The following is a 16,993-nucleotide window of genomic DNA, read 5'->3' on the forward strand; positions in this document are numbered from 1 at the left end:
CTCGACCACATGACCCCGATCGCCTACGAGCAGAGATCAGTTACGCTGGCCGTCGCTGCATAGCACCCGGTGTCCACATTCCCGGGGGAAGCCCCGTGATCCACCGGTTCAACGTGATCGGCCTGGCCTGCCTGGACCCTCGCTGGGCGGGAGGCCGTCCCCGCCATCTCAGTCCTGACGACGAGGACTTCGTCGTCCAGACGGCCACCACCCGCCCGACGAAGCTCGGGCAGCCCTTCACCCGCTGGTCCATCCGCAAACTGCTCGCCTACCTGCGCAAGGTCCACGGCCGTGTGATCAGGATCGGCCGTGAGGCCCTGCGATGCCTGCTGGCCCGACGTGGCGTCACTTCCAGCGCACCAAGACCTGGAAGGAGTCCACCGACCCCGACCACGACGCGAAACTCGACCGGATTGAGCATGTCCTGAACCGCTTCCCGGACCGCACCTTCGCGTTCGACGAGTTCGGGCCGCTCGGCATCCGCCCCACCGCCGGCAACTGCTGGGCCGAACAAGGCAGCCCTGACCGGCTCCCGGCGACCTACATGCGCACCCAAGGCGTCACCTACTTCCACGGCTGCTACTCGGTCGGCGACGACACGCTGTGGGGCGTCAACCATCGCCGCAAGGACACCGTGAACACCCTGGCCGCGCTCCGCTCGATCCGGGCCGCCCGCCCGGACGGCGCCCCGGTCTACGTGATCCTGGACAACCTCTCCGCCCACAACGGCAAAAGGATCCTGCGCTGGGCGAAGAACAACAACGTCCATCTCTGCTTCACCCCGACCAACGCCTCCTGGGCGAACCCGATCGAGGCCCACTTCGGACCGCTGAGGTAGTTCACCCTGGCGAACTCGAACCATCCGAACCACACGGTCCAGACCCGCGCGCTGCATGCCTACCTGCGCTGGCGCAACGCCAATGCCCGTCACCCCGACGTCCTCACCGCCCAGCGCCGCGAACGCGCCCGCATCCGCAGCGAGAAAGGCATCCGCTGGGGAGGACGGGTACTGGCTACCGCTGCCTGATCAGCGATTGCCAATACTTCCTCCATGGGAAGCAGAAGGAAGCCGTACTGGCACACGATCGGAACTCCGAAGACACTCGTCCTTTACCGCACGTCAGACCGGTGGCGGTTCGCCGTGTACTTCGAAGCGCCGGGCGGCATTGCCGACGGCTACCTCGATCACCCCGCCCCCACGTGCGAGCCTGAGCTGGCCCAGGCTGCCCTCCACCTCAGGGCCGAAGAGCTGACCCACCGAAAGCTGGAAGTCTCCTGGCAGCCCACCGATCGACCGGACTGGTGGACCGGAGTTGTCACCAAGGCCGGACCACTCGCCGATGCCGATCGCTGAGCCGCCATCGGCAGGAACGCAGCAACCCGGTGAACCTATCCGGTCAGAGCACTAGATCACGCTGAAACCGCGCTGGGGCCCCTGCCGCCGCAGGGGCCCCAGCAGTCCTGGCAGCCCCGGCGACATCAGGAGTTGCAGCTTCCTGCCAACCCTCTCGGACCCGGCGACCGGCCACCCTAGGCTTACCGGCAGGTAACTCACGAGGGGAAACAGGGACTGTGAAGAAGCGTCTGGTTTCGGTAGCGCTCGGTGCGGCCGGTCTGCTCATGGCGATGGCCCCGGGGGCCGTCGCGGCACCCGCCGCCGCTGCGCCGAGCGCCCAAACCTGCGACGGTGTGACGCTCACCGGCTCGCTGCCGGTCCCGCCCGCGGGCATGTCGGTCCAGCAGACGGTGACGATCGGCTCGGACTGCAAGCCGCAGGAGGGTCCGGTGACCTACGTCCCGGCCGCCGCCCCGACCACCCGCACCGCCGCCGCCAAGGCCCTGGCGGCGGGCACCACCGCTACCGGCCACCGCCGGATCACCAGCGCGAACGAGATGTACGACTGCTGCAACATCCGGATGACCGGTCTGTACACCACCTCCGACTGGAACACCGCTGACGGCCAGATCACCACCGCGGCCACCACCGTGACCCAGGGCTTCAACCGCGAGCCGTGGAACGCCGGTTGGTCGGTGGCCTCCGCCACCAACAGCGACGACTGCACCACCAACTGCGCCGTGGTCAACTCCCAGGCCCACGCGGACTTCTCCTACAAGGGGATCTTCGACGTCACCGGCAACTGGTACGACAACACCCACCACACGTACCTGACCCTCAACCCCGACCTCACCTACTCCTGCACCTTCGACGTGCAGCTGCGCCACACCTTCGTCGGCTGGAACTGGCAGCGCGGCTGCCAGGTGCAGTAGTCCCCGACACCCCCCGATCCCAGCGGTCCGCGGCGGCAGGCCCAGCCATCGCGACGGTGTCGGGCCGACGGACCCCGGAACGGTCCGCCGACCCCGCCGTCCCGCTGACCCGAAAGGCCTCCCGGTCCCGCTCCCCGAGCGGGACCGGGAGGCCTTCCGTCGTCCGCTCCAGCCGCCAGCCGCCAGCCGCCAGTCGCCAGCCGCCAGCCGCCAGCCGCCGGCATCCGCCATCGACGAGTCCGCGCCTCCAGCGCCCCACCGCCCGGCGGTCACGCAGCGTGACGCTCAGGCGGCGTGCGTCCGGGGCGTCCCGGCGTCCTCGGGAGCGGCCGCCACGTCGTGGTGGATCGGTCCGTTCCCGGCGCTCAGCGGCAGGCAGCTGCCGCCGCGCCGGTGGGCGACGATCTCGGCGGCGACCGAGACCGCCGTCTCCTCGGGGGTGCGGGAGCCCAGGTCGAGGCCGATGGGGGAGCGCAGCCGGGCGAGTTCGGCGTCCGTCAGCCCGGCCTCGCGCAGCTTGGCCTCCCGGTCGCGGTGGGTGCGGCGCGAGCCCATCGCGCCGACGTAGCCGACCGGCAGCCGCAGGGCGCGCTCCAGCAGCGGGATGTCGAACTTGGCGTCGTGGGTGAGCACGCACAGTACGGTGCGCCCGTCGATCCGGCCGAGCTGGGAGTCGAGGTAGCGGTGCGGCCAGTCGACCACCACCTCGTCCGCCTCGGGGAAGCGGCGCGTGGTGGCGAAGACGGGCCGGGCGTCGCAGACCGTGACGTGGTAGCCGAGGAACTTGCCGATCCGCACCACGGCGGCGGCGAAGTCGATCGCGCCGAAGACCAGCATGCGGGGCGCGGGCACGTAGGACTCGACGAAGCAGGTGACGGCCCCCTGCTCGTGCTCGTCGCAGGGCCGCCCGTCCAGGCCGAGCACGATCCGGCCGGTCCGTCCGGCGTCCAGCATCGCCCGGGCCTCGGTGATGAGCGCCCGCTCCAGCGCGCCGACGGTGGACGGCCCCACCGAGAGCGCCCCGCGGACGCCGTCAGCGGTGACCGCGAGGGTGGCGCCGAGCAGTCCGGCCGGTCCGGAGATCACCCGGGCGAGCGCGACCGGGGTCCCGGCGGCGATGAACGCGAGGCCCGCGTCCATTCCGGGGTCCGCCCCCGGCACGACCGGCTGGACGAACACGTCGAGTATCCCGCCGCAGGTCAGCCCGACCGCGAAGGCGTCCTCATCGCTGTAGCCGAAGCGCTCCAGCACCGGCTCGCCGCTCTCGATCGCGGCCTGGCACAGCTCGTACACCGCGCCCTCGACGCACCCGCCGGAGACGCTGCCGACCGCCTCCCCGGCCGCGTCCACGGCCAGTGCCGCCCCGGGGTCGCGCGGGGCACTGCCGGAGACGCCGACCACGGTGGCCACGGCGAAGGAGCGCCCGGACGCGTGCCAGGCCTGCAGCTGCTCGGCGATGTCCTGCATGTCTGAGGCTCCTTACACGGTTTCGACAGTAGCGGGAGAGCCGCCGTACGGGAAACGATCCCGTACGGCGGCGGTGGTGTGCACCGGGATACCCGGTGCACCGGGGTGCCTAGTGCACGCCCAGCCAGGACTTGATCGGAGTGAGCGCGAAGTAGAGCACGAAGACCGCGGTGAGGATCCACATCAGCAGCCCGGGCTCGCGCCATTTGCCCTGGCCGGCCTTGATGACCGAGTACGAGATGACGCCGGCCGCGACGCCCGCGGTGATGCTGTACGTGAACGGCATCAGCACGCAGGTCAGGAAGGCCGGGATGGCGACCTCGCGGTCGGACCAGTCGATGTGCCGGGCCTGGCTCATCATCATCGAGCCGATCACCACCAGGGCGGCGGAGGCGACCTCGACCGGGACGATGCCGGCCAGCGGCGAGAAGAACAGCATCAGGGCGAACAGTCCGCCGGTGACGGTGGAGGCGAGGCCGGTCCGGGCGCCGTCGCCCACCCCGGTCGCGGACTCGACGAAGACCGTCTGGCCGGACGCGCCCGCCAGGCCGCCGACCGCGCCGCCGGCGCCGTCGATGAACAGCGCCTTGGACAGGCCGGGCATCCGGCCCTGCTTGTCGGCCAGTCCGGCCTCGGTGCCGACGCCGATGATGGTGGCCATCGCGTCGAAGAAGCCGGCCAGGACGAGGGTGAACACCGCGACCGAGGCGCTGATCGCGCCCATGCCGTGGCTGCCGAAGGCACCGAACAGGTCGACGTGGCCGAACAGGCTGAAGTCGGGCGCGGAGACCGGGCTGCCTGGCCACACCGGGACGGAGTTCTTCCAGGCCGAGGCCGGCACGTGGGCGACCTTGTTGACGATCATCGCGAGCACGGTGCCGCCGGCGATGCCGATCAGGATCGCGCCCCGGATGCCGCGCGCCATCAGGACGAAGACGGCCAGCAGGGTGGCGCAGAAAATCAGCACCGGCCAGCCGGTCAGCTCGCCGGCCGGGCCGAGCGAGAGCGGGGTGGGGCCGCCGGTGTGCATGAAGCCGGCCTTGTAGAGGCCGATGATCGTGACGAACAGGCCGATGCCGATGGTGATCGCGTGCTTGAGCGGCAGCGGGATGCCGTTCATGATCTTCTCGCGCAGCCCGGAGACCACCAGCAGCACGATGAGCAGCCCGTAGATCACGCACAGGCCCATGGCCTGCGACCAGGTGGTGTGGGGGACGACGAGCGCGGAGACCGCGCCCGAGACGGAGAGCCCTGCCGCCAGGGCCAGCGGCACGTTGCCGACCAGGCCCATCAGGAGGGTGGTGACGGCGGCCGCGAGCGCGGTGGCGGTGGTCAGCGCGGCGTGGTCGAGCTTGACGCCGTTGACGTCCGCGCCGCTGAGGATCAGCGGGTTGAGCAGGATGATGTACGCCATCGCCATGAACGTGGTCAGACCGCCGCGCAGTTCGTTGGCGAGGGTCGAGCCGCGGGCCGAGATCTTGAAGTACGCGTCGAGCGCGCCGTTCGGGCGTGGCGCCGGGGACGAGGGGTGGGGCTCGTCCTCGGCGGGTCTGTCTGCTTCGGTGGTGCCGGGCTCCGTGGGGATCCTGGTCATGTCCACTCCCAAGTGTCAAAGGGGGTTGGGGTGGGCGAGCCGACCTGACTGCCAGTCAACGAAGTTGGCACAGGGGGACGGTATCGACTCACTGTGGGGGGGCACTCGTCGGGGAGTGCCAGCGGTGCAGATGAGGGTGGTGCGCACCACTGCGGAACCCCGGCGTGGGCAGGGCAGCGGGTGGGGGAGGCCCCCGGGGCGGTGGGGAAGACGCGTCACCGCCCCGGGGAGGTCCGTACGTCCGGAGGGCTGCGGAGGCATCCGGAGCCCTCCGGGGGTCGTGCTCCCGGAGGTCGAACTGCCGGGATCAGCCGGGCTGTTCGGTGGTCAGGTGCTCGGGGCGGACCGGGATCCGGTTGAGTGCCAGGCCCGTGGCGTTGCGGATGGCCGCCACGATCGAGGGCGTCGCCGACACGGTCGGCGCCTCGCCGACGCCGCGCAGCCCGTACGGGGCGTGCGGGTCGGGAAGTTCGAGGACGTCCACCGGGATCGGGGGAGTGTCCAGGATGGTGGGGATCAGGTAGTCGGTGAAGGAGGCGTTGCGCACCTTGCCGTCCCGGACGATGATCTCCTCCATCACCGCGAGCCCGAGCGCCTGGGTGCAGCCGCCCTGGATCTGGCCGACCACGGAGAGCGGGTTGAGCGCCTTGCCGACGTCCTGGACGGCGGTCAGCTCGACCACCTTGACCAGGCCCAGCTCCACGTCCACGTCCACCACCGCGCGGTTGGCGCAGAAGGTGTACTGGACGTGGCCGAAGCCCTGGCCGGTCTCCTTGTCGAAGGCCTGGGTGGGCCGGTGGTGGTGCTCGCGGGTGAGGTCGATGGCCTCGTCGCCGAGCAGGTCCACCATGGAGACCAGCACACCGGCGCTCTCCGAGACGACCTTGCCGCCGGCCAGCGTGATGTCCTTGTGGGTCCAGCCGTAGCGCCGGCGGCCCTTCTCGACCAGCTCCCGCCGGACGGCCTCGGCGGCCAGCTTCACCGCGCCGCCGGTCATGTAGGTCTGGCGCGACGCGGAGGTCGAACCGGCCGACCCCACCTCGGTGTTGGCCGGGTGGATGGTGACCTGCTCGACGCCCAGCTCGGTGCGGGCGATCTGGGCGTGCACGGTGACGCCGCCCTGGCCGACCTCGGCCATCGCGGTGTGCACCATGGCGACCGGCTCACCGCCGATCACCTCCAGGCGCACCCGGGCGGTGGAGTAGTCGTCGAAGCCCTCGGAGAAGCCGACGTTCTTGATGCCGACCGAGTAGCCGACGCCGCGCACGATGCCCTCGCCGTGCGAGGTGTTGGACAGCGCGCCGGGCAGCGCGCGGACGTCCAGGTGCGCGGTGTCCAGCGGCGGCGGCAGCGGCATCTCCTTGGCGCGGCGCAGCAGTTCGGCCACCGGCGCGGGCGAGTCGATCTGCTGGCCGGTGGGCATGAAGTCGCCCTCCGACATCGCGTTCAGCTGCCGCAGCTCCACCGGGTCCATGCCGAGTTCGGCCGCCAGCTTGTCCATCTGCGACTCGTAGCCGAACGCCGCCTGCACCGCGCCGAAGCCGCGCATCGCCCCGCAGGACGGGTTGTTGCTGTAGAGCGCGATGGCGTGCATCCCGACGTTCGGGATCACGTACGGGCCGTGTCCCAGCGAGGCCGCGTTGCCGACCACGGCGGGGGAGGCGGAGGCGTACGCGCCGCCGTCCAGCACGATCCGGCAGTCGGCGAAGACCAGCTTGCCGTCCCGGGTCGCGCCGTGCTCGTAGTGCATCCGAGCCGGGTGGCGGTGGACGTGGCCGTAGAACGACTCGTCCCGGGAGTAGACGATCTTGACGGGCTTGTTGGTGTGCTGGGCCAGCAGGCAGGCGTGGATCTGCATCGAGATGTCCTCGCGGCCGCCGAAGGCGCCGCCGACGCCGGCCAGGGTGAGCCGGACCTTCTCCTCCGGGAGGTCCAGCACCGGGGCCATCTGCTCGCGGTCCACGTGCAGCCACTGGGTGGCGATGTAGAGGTCGATGCCGCCGTCCTCGGCGGGCACCGCGAGGCCGGACTCGGGGCCGAGGAAGGCCTGGTCCTGCATGCCGACCTCGTAGTCGCCGCTGACGATGACGTCCGCCATCGCCCGCACCTCGTCGGTCACGCCGAGGCCGGAGACCAGCTTCTGCTCGTGGCAGATGTTGCCGTACGCGTGCGACTTGTACTCGTGCGGCTCGTGCACGTACCCGTGGGTCTCCGGGTCCAGGCACTGCTCCTCGGTGACGATCGGGGTGAGCACCTCGTACTCGACCTTGATCTTCTTCACCGCGCGGCGGGCCGTCTCCGGATGGTCGGCGGCGACCAGCGCGATCGCCTCGCCGTGGTACCGGATCTTGTCGATGGCCAGGGCCGGCTGGTCCTGGATCTCCAGGCCGTAGTACTTGGAGCCGGGGATGTCCTCGTGGGTCAGCACCGCGTAGACGCCGGGCACCTTGAGCGCCTCGGAGATGTCCACCGAGAGGATGTTCGCCCGGGGGTGCGGCGAGCGCAGCGCCATACCCCACAGCATGTCCTCGTGCCACAGGTCCGACGAGTACGCGAACTCGCCCTTGACCTTCAGGTTGCCGTCCGGGCGCAGCGGCGAGCCGCCGATGCCGTCCTTGGACGCCTGGTTGATGTTCTGCAGGTTCTTCTGGCCCTGGATGGTCCTGGTGTTCATGCCGAGGCCCCCTCACCGGCGCACTTGCGGGCGGAGGCGAGCCGCACCGCGTCCATGATCTTCTCGTAGCCGGTGCAGCGGCACAGGTTGCCCGACAGCGCCTCGCGGATGTCGTTGTCGCTCGGCTGCGCGTCGCGCTCCAGCAGCGCGTCGGTCTGCACCAGCAGCCCCGGGGTGCAGAAGCCGCACTGGACCGCGCCGGCGTCGATGAACGCCTGCTGGACCAGGCCCAGTTCGCCGTCCTCCTCGGCCAGACCCTCGACCGTGCGCACCTCGCGGTCCTGCACCTGGCCGGCCGCGACCAGGCAGGAGCAGACCGGCACGCCGTCCAGGTAGACGGTGCACGAGCCGCACTCGCCCTGCTCACAGGCGTTCTTCGAGCCCGGCAGGCCGACGCGCTCGCGCAGCACGTAGAGCAGGCTCTCGCCCTCCCACACGTCGTCGGCCTCGACCGGCTTGCCGTTGGCGGTGAACGTGACCCTCATGCCGCGCTCCTGATCTGCTTGCTGTAGTCGTTCCAACACCACGTGAGGGTGCGGCGGGCCATCACGGCCAGCGCGTGCCGCCGGTAGTCGGCGGTGCCCCGGACGTCGTCGATGGGGGAGGCGGCGGCCTTCACCAGCTCGCCGAAGCGCTGGATCACCTCGGTGCCCAGCAGCTCGCCGGACTGCCAGAGTCCGCGCTCTGCGAGCACGCCCTGCAGGTACTCCTCGGCCTCGACGGCGCGGCGCGGCGTGGGGGCAGCCGAACCGATACCGGTGCCGACGGTTCCGTTCCTGGGGTGCAGGGCGAAGCCGAACGCGCAGACCGCGATCACCATGGCGTTGCGGGTGCCGATCTTCGAGAACTGCTGCGGGCCGTCCGCGACCGGGATGTGCACGGCCCGGATCAGCTCGTCCGCCTCCAGGCAGTTGCGCTTGACGCCGACGTAGAACTCGTCGATCGGGATCAACCGGGTGCCGCGCACCGAGGCCGCCTCGACGAACACGTCCCGCCCGGCTGCCAGCAGCGCCGGGTGGGAGTCGCCGGCCGGGGAGGCCGCGCCCAGGTTGCCGCCGACGCCGCCGCGGTTGCGGATCTGCGGCGAGCCGACGGTGTGGGCCGCCAGCGCGAGCCCGGGCAGCGGCCCGGACAGCTCCGCGATGATCCGGGCGTACGGGACGGAGGCGCCGAGCCGGACGACGTCGCCGTCGTTCGTCCATTCGGTGAGCTCGGTGACGCGGTTCAGGTCGAGAATCGCGGATGGCCGGTGCACGTCGAAGTTCAGCTCGACCATGACGTCCGTGCCACCCGCGATGGGCAGCGCGGTCGGGTACTCAGCCTTCGCCGCGAGAGCCTCGTCCCAGGTGGCGGGCCGAAGGAACTCCATGCGGGTGTCTCCTCAAGTCTTCGCCGACCGGGTGTCCGGTGGCGTGCCGCCCAGTGAACTCCTGTGACGGGGGCCACTGGCAGTCACCGATGGCATGAAGCCCCGGCTGTGGTCCCGCCCGGCATCCTGTACGTTCCTCTAAGGGAGACAATCCCGCAGCCCAGGTGTTCGCCGAGTGCTACCTACGACCGTAATCCGGCCGTGACGGACGGTCTACGGGCTCGTGACCCGGCGACCCGCTGGTACGTAACGCCGAGCACTGATGTTCGGGCACACTGTCACCCCCGGACCGGACGTCCGACCAACGCTTCCCCCCGATCAGCCCCCCCTGATCCCCGTCCCAGCCGCCGTTCCAGCCCTGTTCCAGCCCCCTGTTCCAGCCCCTGTTCCAGCCTTCTGGTCCAGCCCCCGTAAGGAGTCCGCGGATGCGTGTCCGTGACCTGCTCGCCCCCGGCGCCCCGCGACTGCGCCTGCTCGCGGCCGAGGAGGAGCTGGACCGGCAGGTCAGCGGTGTGATGACCACGGACCTGCACGACCCCGGCCGCTACCTGCACGGCGGCGAGCTGGTGCTCACCGGGATGCTCTGGCGCGGCGGCCCGGCCGACTCCGAGCGCTTCGTCCGGACCATCGCGGCCGGCGGCGCGGTCGCCCTGGCGGCCGGCGAGGCCGAGGTCGGCCCGGTGCCCGAGGACCTGGTCGAGGCCTGCCGCCGGCACCGGATGCCGCTGCTGGCCGTCCCCGACGACATCGCCTTCGGCACCGTCACCGAGTTCATCGGCCGTCAGGTCTCCGCCGACCGCGCCGCCGACCTCGCCGCCCTGGTCGACCGGCACCGGCTGCTGGTCTCGGCGGCCGGCGGCGGCGGGCTGGACGCCGTGCTGGACCTGCTCGGCGGTGACCTCGACCTGGACTGCTGGGTGCTCACCCCGACCGGCGCGGTGATCGCCGGCCCCGCCGACCGGCTCACCGCCGAGGACCGCGACCAGCTGGTCCGCGCCCACCTCGCCGCCCAGCGCCAGCGCCGCCGCCCCCCGCACCGGGCCCGACTGGCCGGCGGCGCCTACTCGCTGCTGCCCGCCGCGGCCTCCGCCGAGCACGAGGCGCCACAGGCCGGTTCGCTGCTGGCCGACTGGCTGCTCGCAATCGCCGGCGACGTCACCGAGTGGACCACCAAGCGCCAGCAGCTCGCCGACAACCTGGCCCGGCTGGTCGCCGCCGAACGCCACCGCCGGGACGAGGGCCGCCGACTGCGCCGCCGCCTGGCCGACGAACTGCTCGCCCTGCTGCGCCGCGACGCCGACCCGGCGGAGATCAGCCGCACCCTGTACGCCTCCTCGGCGATGGCCGCCCGCTACGAGAGCCCCGAGCCCAAGTCCCAGTCCCAGGAGGACTCCTGGCTGGTGCTCAGCGCCGAGGGCACCGGCCTGCCGGACGGCATGGTGCGGGCCGTCCTGGAGGAGGCGCTCGGCGGCACCACCGACCGCGCGCTGGTCGCCGGGTCGGGCAACGGCGCCGTGGTGGTGCTGCCCGCTCTGGACAGCCCGGTGCCCGCCGACACCCTGCGCGACCTGCTCGCCCCGCTGGAGGCCGGACTCGGCTCGGAGGGGCGGATCACCCTCGGCGTCTCCGCCCCCGCCTCCGAGGCCGGCGGCCTGCGCGGGGCCCTGGAGGAGGCCCGGCACGCCCGCCGGATCGCCGCCGCCCGGGTCGGCCGGGTCTGCGTGGCCGGTCCCGAGGAACTGGCCTCGCACGTGCTGCTGCTGGCCGCCGTCCCGGACGAGGTCCGCCGCGCCTTCCGCAGCCGGCTGCTGGACAAGGTGATCGCGTACGACCTCGAGCACCAGGCGGACCTGGTGCGCACCCTGGAGGCCTTCCTGCGCTCGGACGGCTCCTGGACCCGCTGCGCCGGGCAGCTGCACGTCCACGTCAACACCCTGCGCTACCGGATCGGCCGGATCGAGGAGTTGACCGGGCGGGACCTCTCCCGGCTGGAGGACCGGGTGGACTTCTACCTGGCGCTGGAGCTGGCCTGACGGCACCCGGCCCGGGAGAACGCCGAGGGCCCGCCGCGAAACGTTCGCGGCGGGCCCCCGGCTGTGCCGGCGGTCGGCTACTGCGCCGGGATGATCGTGGTCAGCCACTCGAAGGCGCTGGGGACCATCTTCTTCCACATGTCGGTGGTGTGCGGGCCGGTGCTCTCCTCGACCTGGACCTTGGTCGGGTCCTTGGCCACGGCGGCGATCGCCTGGCCGTCCTCGTAGCCGTCGCCCTTGGCGCCGCTGACCAGCAGGGCGACCTTCGGCGGCTGCTGGGCGGTCTTGAGGATGTTGACCGGGTTGTTGGCCTCGCGCAGCTTCGCGTCCTTGCCGACCAGCGAGTCCGGCTCGCTCGCCGGGTCGTTGTAGCCGGACATCGCGATGCCGGCGCGGTAGCGGTTCGGGTGGGCCAGCGAGAGCTTGGCGGCGCAGTGGGCGCCGGCCGAGTAGCCGGCGATCGCCCAGCGGTCCGCGGACGGGTCGGCGCGGAAGTTGTCCATCACCATCTGCGGGACGTCACGGGTGATCCAGGCGTCGGCGTTGATCTTGCCGGGGATGTCGGTGCAGCCCGCGTCCTGGTGGCTGCCCAGCAGCAGCGTGCGCGGCGAGACCAGGATGAACGGCGCGATCTTGCCCTGCTGCATCAGCGGCTTGAGCTGCTCGGACACCTTGAGGGTGCCGTACCAGGTGGAGGAGGAGCCGGGGTATCCCGGGATCAGCTCGACCACCGGGAACTTCTTGTCCTTGAACGCCGGATCGTTGTACTGCGGCGGCAGCCAGACCAGCACCTCGCCGTCGACACCGGAGACCTGGCCCTTGAGGTCGGTCTTCTGGACGTCGCCGGGCACCGCCGGGTCGTTCACGCCGCCGAACTTCTGCAGCACCTTCGGGGGCTGCTTGCCGGCGTCGCCGGACTGGCCGTTCTGGGCGTTGCCCCCGGCCGGGTCCGCCGGCGGCACCGAGGGCACCGCGCGGACGTGGTCACCGGTGCCGAGCAGGTCGTCCCAGTTGCCGTAGATCAGGTTGGCGTTGTTGACCATCACGAAGACCATCAGCACGGCCGTGACCTGACAGAACATGATCATGACGATCCGGGAGAGGACCCGCACCGGATGGGGGCCGCGCACCTTCCCCCAGAACAGCAACGCCACTGTGATGGAGACCGGCACAAGGATGACGGTGAGGATGAAGAATGGCGTACCTGTCAGTTCCATCAAGTTCTCGTATCCGGGTCGCTCGCCGCCCGGGCCCCACTCGCCCGGACGCACGTCAATGGCATCAGACGGCTGAGAACCGGTGATCGGTTGCCGTCCGAATCTGTGCGGAACCTGAGAGGAACATCACGTTGTGGTGATGCCCCAGCTTCGGATCGGCGCCTAGTCTGCCACCCGGACGGCCGTGGTCCGGACCAGATGTTCAGCGAACTACCAGGAAGGTCCCCCGGGGCACCTTACCTCCCGCGCGGTACGCGCCGCTGGGCGAGGCGGTGCGATCGCCCGCAGCCGGGCCAGAGAGACTATGGGGATGAGCACAACCCGCTTTCGCCCGTCCCGCCGCTTCTGGCCCGTGTGCGCCGTCCTGGCCCTCGCGGTCACCGCGGCCGGTTGCAGCAGTACCGGAGGCAGACGCGCCGAGGAGGCCCGCGCCAAGGCCGCGGCCGCCGGCGGCAGCGCCGTCACCACCCCGCGGTGGAAGGTCGCCATGGTGACCCACGCCGGCGCCGGCGACGCCTTCTGGGACAGCGTGCGCAAGGGCGCCGAGCAGGCCGCCGCCAAGGACAACATCACCTTCCTGTACTCCAACGACGCGCAGACCCAGAACCAGGTCCAGCTCGTCCAGGCCGCCATCGACCAGAAGGTCGACGGCCTGCTGGTCACCCTCGCCAAGGGCGACGCCATGGCCGACGTCCTCGGCAAGGCCAAGGCGGCCGGCATCCCCGTGATCACCATCAACTCCGGCCAGGAGTTCTCCGCCAAGTTCGGAGCGCTCACCCACATCGGCCAGGACGAGACCACGGCCGGCCAGGCGGCCGGCGCGGAGCTGGCCTCCCGCGGCCGCAAGAACGTGCTGTGCGTGATCCACGAGCAGGGCAACGTCGGTCAGGAGCAGCGCTGCGCCGGCGCCCAGTCCAAGGCCGGCGCCGCCTTCCAGGTGCTCTACGTCAACGGCGTCGACATGCCCGACGCCCGCGCCGCGATCTCCGCCAAGCTGCAGTCCGACCCGGGCATCGACACCGTGCTCACCCTCTCCGGCCCGATGGCCGCCACCGGGCTGCAGGCCGTCCAGGACACCCACCGGAACGTCGAGCTGGACACCTTCGACCTCGGCCAGCAGGTGGTGGCCGGCCTCAAGTCCGGCAGCGTCGGCTTCGCCGTCGACCAGCAGCCCTACCTCCAGGGCTACGAGGGCGTCGACCTGCTCTGGCTGTACAAGTCCAACCTGGACATGCTCGGCGGTGGCAAGCCCGTCGCGACCGGCCCGCAGATCCTGACCAAGGACAACGCCGACGCGCTCGCCGAGTACGTCGCGAGGGGGACCAGGTGAGCACCCCCGACCTCCTCGCCCAGGACGGCCTGCTCCAGGACCGCCCGGCGGCCCTGCGACGGATCCTCGCCCGCCCGGAGCTCGGCTCGCTGATCGCCGCCGTCGCGGTGTTCGCGGTCTTCGCCACCACCGCCGAGCCCTTCCTGCGGGTCTCCTCGCTCGGCACCGTGCTCTACGCGGCGTCCACCATCGGGATCATGGCCGTACCGGTCTCGCTGCTGATGATCGGCGGCGAGTTCGACCTGTCGGCCGGCGTCCTGGTCACCACCGCCGCGCTGACCTCCTCGATGGTCTCGTACCAGTTCACCGCGGTCACCTGGGTCGGCGTCCTGGTCTCGCTGGCGACCACGCTGGCGATCGGCTGGTTCAACGGCTGGATGCTCGGCCGCACCAAGCTGCCCAGCTTCATCGTCACCCTGGGCACCTTCCTGATGCTGACCGGCGCCAACCTGGGCGTCACCAAGGCGATCTCCGGAACGGTCTCCACCAAGTCGATCGCGGACATGCAGGGCTTCGAGTCCTGCCGCTGGCTGTTCGCCTCCGAGGTCACCGTCGGCGGACTGACCGTCAAGGCCACCGTCTGGTGGTGGCTCGGCCTGCTCGCGGTCGGCAGCTGGGTGCTGCTGCGCACCCGCTTCGGCAACTGGATCTTCGCCGTCGGCGGCGACGCGGCCGCCGCCCGCGCGGTCGGCGTGCCGGTGGCCCGGACCAAGACGGTGCTCTACCTGGGCGTCGGCTTCGGTGCCTGGGTGCTCGGGCAGCACCTGCTGTTCTCCTTCGACACCGTGCAGTCCGGCGAGGGCGTCGGCAACGAGCTGATCTACATCGTCGCGGCGGTCATCGGCGGCTGCCTGATCACCGGCGGCTACGGCTCGGTGGTCGGCTCCGCGCTCGGCGCGCTGATCTTCGGGATGGCCAGCAAGGGGATCATCTACGCCCAGTGGAACCCGGACTGGTTCAAGTTCTTCCTCGGCGCGATGCTGCTGCTGGCCGCGCTGCTCAACGCCTACGTCAAGCGCCGGGCGGAACGGGGGCCGCGATGAGTACCGAGCTGCTGTCTCTGGAAGGCGTCGGCAAGACCTACGGGACGGTCCGGGCGCTGCGGGACGTCTCGCTGACCCTGCGGGCCGGCGAGATCAGCTGCGTGCTGGGCGACAACGGGGCCGGCAAGTCCACCCTGATCAAGATCATCGCCGGGCTGCACCAGCACGACGAGGGCCGCTACACCGTCGGCGGTGAGGAGGTCCGCCTCGACTCCCCGCGCCAGGCCCTGGACCGCGGCATCGCCACCGTCTACCAGGACCTCGCGGTCGTCCCGCTGATGCCGGTCTGGCGCAACTTCTTCCTCGGCTCCGAGCGGGGCATGCGCCGCTGGGGCGGCCTGCGGCTGGACGCCGACGGCATGCGGGCCACCACCCGCGAGGCGCTCGCCAGGATGGGCATCGACCTGCACGACGTCGACCGGCCGATCGGCACCCTCTCCGGGGGCCAGCGCCAGTGCGTGGCGATCGCCCGTGCCGTGCACTTCGGCGCCAAGGTGCTCATCCTGGACGAGCCGACCGCGGCGCTCGGCGTCAAGCAGTCCGGGGTGGTGCTCAAGTACGTCACCGCGGCCCGCGACGCCGGGCTCGGGGTCGTCCTGATCACCCACAACCCGCACCACGCCCACCTGGTCGGGGACCACTTCACCCTGCTCAAGCGAGGGCGGATGGCCGGCAGCCACCCGCGTGCCGAGATCGGCCTGGAGCAGCTCACCACCGAGATGGCGGGCGGCTCCGACCTCGCCGAGCTCTCGCACGAGCTGGCCCGGCCGGGTTCCGCCGAGCCCCGCATCGGCCCCGATCCCCGCGATTCCAGTGACCCCCGAGATTCCCGTGAGGAGCGTCCGCAGCCGTGACCAGCCCCCAAGGCAGCACCCGGCCGGCCGTCCTGCCCACCCTGCTCGGCCTCGGCCCGCGCGCCGAGCGCCGGCGCCGCGCCCTGCCCGCGGGCATACTGCGGCTGCCCACCATCGGCGTCGACATCGGTGGCACCAAGGTCGTCGCGGGAGTCGTCGACGGTGAGGGCAAGGTGCTGGAGAAGCTGCGCACCGACACTCCCCACAAGAGCAAGAGCCCCAAGGTCGTCGAGGACGTCATCGTCGAGCTGGTGCTGCAGCTCGCCGACCGGCACGACGTCCACGCGGTCGGCATCGGCGCGGCCGGCTGGGTCGACGCCGACCGCTCCCGGGTGCTCTTCGCCCCGCACCTCAACTGGCGCAACGAGCCGCTCCAGCAGGTGCTCAGCGAGCGGCTGCGCTTCCCGGTGATCGTGGAGAACGACGCCAACGCGGCCGCCTGGGCCGAGTGGCGCTTCGGCGCGGGGCGCGGCGAGGACCACATGGTGATGCTCACCCTGGGCACCGGCATCGGCGGCGCGGTCGTCCGGGACGGCTACGTCGACCGGGGCAAGTTCGGCCTGGCGGGCGAGTTCGGGCACATGCAGGTGGTGCCCGGCGGCCACCGCTGCCCGTGCGGCAATAGGGGCTGCTGGGAGCAGTACTCCTCCGGCAACGCGCTGGTACGGGACGCCCGTGAGCTGGTCGCCGAGGAGTCCCCGGTGGTGCAGCCGCTGCTCGCCCGGGCGGGCGGCACGGTCGAGGGCATCACCGGGCCGTTGGTCACGGAGGCCGCCCAGGACGGCGACCCGACCGCGACCGAGCTGCTCTACGAGGTCGGCACCTGGCTGGGCGTGGGCATCGCCAACCTCGCCGCCGCCCTGGACCCGGGCCGCTTCGTCATCGGCGGAGGCGTCTCCGAGGCCGGCGACCTCCTCATCGGGCCGGCCCGCGACACCTTCCGCCGCACCCTCACCGGCCGCGGCTTCCGCCCCGAGGCCACCATCGTCCACGCCGCGCTGGGCAACGAGGCCGGGCTCGTCGGCGCCGCCGACCTGGCCCGTCAGGTCGCCCGCCGCTTCCGCACCATCAAGCGGCGGCGGGTGGAGCGCAGCACGCTGTAGGGGCGGGGCGCCTCGGGGGCGGGGCGTCTCCGCCCCCGAGG

At 71.5% G+C, this 16,993-nt stretch carries 13 protein-coding genes and 1 pseudogene; 8 read left to right on the forward strand and 6 right to left on the reverse strand.

The genetic code is table 11. The features are described 5' to 3' along the window. Positions 1-35 precede the first annotated feature (35 nt). From ACFVWU_RS40550 to ACFVWU_RS40560, 3 genes and pseudogenes are all read left to right on the forward strand, one after another. Positions 36-1,027 (forward strand): annotated as a pseudogene (locus ACFVWU_RS40550) (IS630 family transposase). Between the two features lie 24 nt (positions 1,028-1,051). After that, a complete protein-coding gene (locus ACFVWU_RS40555) occupies positions 1,052-1,354 on the forward strand; it encodes a hypothetical protein (protein WP_387630711.1) in 303 nt (100 codons plus the stop codon). A 218-nt stretch (positions 1,355-1,572) separates the two neighbouring features. Next, positions 1,573-2,268 carry a hypothetical protein gene (locus ACFVWU_RS40560; RefSeq protein WP_387630712.1) on the forward strand — a complete coding sequence of 232 codons (696 nt, stop codon included), beginning with the start codon at positions 1,573-1,575 and terminating at the stop codon, positions 2,266-2,268. A 285-nt stretch (positions 2,269-2,553) separates the two neighbouring features. On the opposite strand, the gene ACFVWU_RS40565 is transcribed toward ACFVWU_RS40560, so the two are convergent. From ACFVWU_RS40565 to ACFVWU_RS40585, 5 genes are all read right to left on the reverse strand, one after another. Further along, on the reverse strand, positions 2,554-3,735 hold the full coding sequence (locus ACFVWU_RS40565) for an XdhC family protein (protein WP_387630714.1): 1,182 nt from the start codon (positions 3,733-3,735) through the stop codon (positions 2,554-2,556). A gap of 109 nt (positions 3,736-3,844) precedes the next feature. Beyond that, positions 3,845-5,329, reverse strand: a complete 1,485-nt coding sequence (locus tag ACFVWU_RS40570) for an NCS2 family permease (protein WP_387630715.1) — start codon at positions 5,327-5,329, stop codon at positions 3,845-3,847. 307 nt (positions 5,330-5,636) lie between these two features. Next, on the reverse strand, positions 5,637-8,003 hold the full coding sequence (pucD, locus tag ACFVWU_RS40575; RefSeq protein WP_387630718.1) for a xanthine dehydrogenase subunit D: 2,367 nt from the start codon (positions 8,001-8,003) through the stop codon (positions 5,637-5,639). Then, on the reverse strand, positions 8,000-8,488 hold the full coding sequence (locus tag ACFVWU_RS40580) for a (2Fe-2S)-binding protein (RefSeq protein WP_387630720.1): 489 nt from the start codon (positions 8,486-8,488) through the stop codon (positions 8,000-8,002). The genes pucD and ACFVWU_RS40580 overlap by 4 nt, the downstream gene beginning before the upstream one ends. After that, complete coding sequence (locus ACFVWU_RS40585) at positions 8,485-9,372, reverse strand: FAD binding domain-containing protein (RefSeq protein WP_387630723.1); 888 nt, start codon at positions 9,370-9,372, stop codon at positions 8,485-8,487. Before ACFVWU_RS40585 ends, ACFVWU_RS40580 begins: the two co-directional genes overlap by 4 nt. Positions 9,373-9,797: 425 nt before the next feature. On the opposite strand from ACFVWU_RS40585, the gene ACFVWU_RS40590 reads away from it, so the two are divergent. Continuing rightward, entirely contained in the window at positions 9,798-11,405 is a 1,608-nt protein-coding gene (locus ACFVWU_RS40590; RefSeq protein WP_387630726.1) for a PucR family transcriptional regulator, read from the forward strand. 77 nt (positions 11,406-11,482) lie between these two features. Here the strand turns inward: ACFVWU_RS40590 and ACFVWU_RS40595 are convergent, their stop codons facing one another. Continuing rightward, positions 11,483-12,622, reverse strand: coding sequence for an alpha/beta hydrolase (locus tag ACFVWU_RS40595; protein ID WP_387630729.1), 1,140 nt, complete (start codon positions 12,620-12,622; stop codon positions 11,483-11,485). Between the two features lie 310 nt (positions 12,623-12,932). Here ACFVWU_RS40595 and ACFVWU_RS40600 point away from each other — a divergent pair, with 310 nt between their 5' ends. From ACFVWU_RS40600 to ACFVWU_RS40615, 4 genes are read left to right on the forward strand one after another with little or no spacing between them, the layout of a single operon-like run. Beyond that, complete coding sequence (locus ACFVWU_RS40600) at positions 12,933-13,952, forward strand: substrate-binding domain-containing protein (RefSeq protein WP_387630731.1); 1,020 nt, start codon at positions 12,933-12,935, stop codon at positions 13,950-13,952. After that, positions 13,949-14,995, forward strand: coding sequence for an ABC transporter permease (locus ACFVWU_RS40605; protein ID WP_387630732.1), 1,047 nt, complete (start codon positions 13,949-13,951; stop codon positions 14,993-14,995). The genes ACFVWU_RS40600 and ACFVWU_RS40605 overlap by 4 nt, the downstream gene beginning before the upstream one ends. After that, positions 14,992-15,849: an ATP-binding cassette domain-containing protein gene (locus tag ACFVWU_RS40610; protein ID WP_387630734.1), complete on the forward strand. Its 858-nt coding sequence runs from the start codon at positions 14,992-14,994 to the stop codon at positions 15,847-15,849. The genes ACFVWU_RS40605 and ACFVWU_RS40610 overlap by 4 nt, the downstream gene beginning before the upstream one ends. Continuing rightward, positions 15,846-16,952: an ROK family glucokinase gene (locus ACFVWU_RS40615; protein WP_387630735.1), complete on the forward strand. Its 1,107-nt coding sequence runs from the start codon at positions 15,846-15,848 to the stop codon at positions 16,950-16,952. Before ACFVWU_RS40610 ends, ACFVWU_RS40615 begins: the two co-directional genes overlap by 4 nt. The last annotated feature ends 41 nt before the right edge of the window (positions 16,953-16,993 follow it).

The organism is Kitasatospora sp. NPDC058190 (assembly GCF_042883685.1).
Taxonomy (GTDB): domain Bacteria; phylum Actinomycetota; class Actinomycetes; order Streptomycetales; family Streptomycetaceae; genus Kitasatospora.

Bases quoted from the DNA above. Each gene is read 5' to 3' on its own strand.
- ACFVWU_RS40555 (WP_387630711.1), top strand. From the start codon at position 1,052: ATGGGAAGCAGAAGGAAGCCGTACTGGCACACGATCGGAACTCCGAAG.
- ACFVWU_RS40565 (WP_387630714.1), bottom strand. From the start codon at position 3,735: ATGCAGGACATCGCCGAGCAGCTGCAGGCCTGGCACGCGTCCGGGCGC.
- ACFVWU_RS40570 (WP_387630715.1), bottom strand. From the start codon at position 5,329: ATGACCAGGATCCCCACGGAGCCCGGCACCACCGAAGCAGACAGACCC.
- pucD (WP_387630718.1), bottom strand. From the start codon at position 8,003: ATGAACACCAGGACCATCCAGGGCCAGAAGAACCTGCAGAACATCAAC.
- ACFVWU_RS40580 (WP_387630720.1), bottom strand. From the start codon at position 8,488: ATGAGGGTCACGTTCACCGCCAACGGCAAGCCGGTCGAGGCCGACGAC.
- ACFVWU_RS40585 (WP_387630723.1), bottom strand. From the start codon at position 9,372: ATGGAGTTCCTTCGGCCCGCCACCTGGGACGAGGCTCTCGCGGCGAAG.
- ACFVWU_RS40590 (WP_387630726.1), top strand. From the start codon at position 9,798: ATGCGTGTCCGTGACCTGCTCGCCCCCGGCGCCCCGCGACTGCGCCTG.
- ACFVWU_RS40595 (WP_387630729.1), bottom strand. From the start codon at position 12,622: ATGGAACTGACAGGTACGCCATTCTTCATCCTCACCGTCATCCTTGTG.
- ACFVWU_RS40600 (WP_387630731.1), top strand. From the start codon at position 12,933: ATGAGCACAACCCGCTTTCGCCCGTCCCGCCGCTTCTGGCCCGTGTGC.
- ACFVWU_RS40610 (WP_387630734.1), top strand. From the start codon at position 14,992: ATGAGTACCGAGCTGCTGTCTCTGGAAGGCGTCGGCAAGACCTACGGG.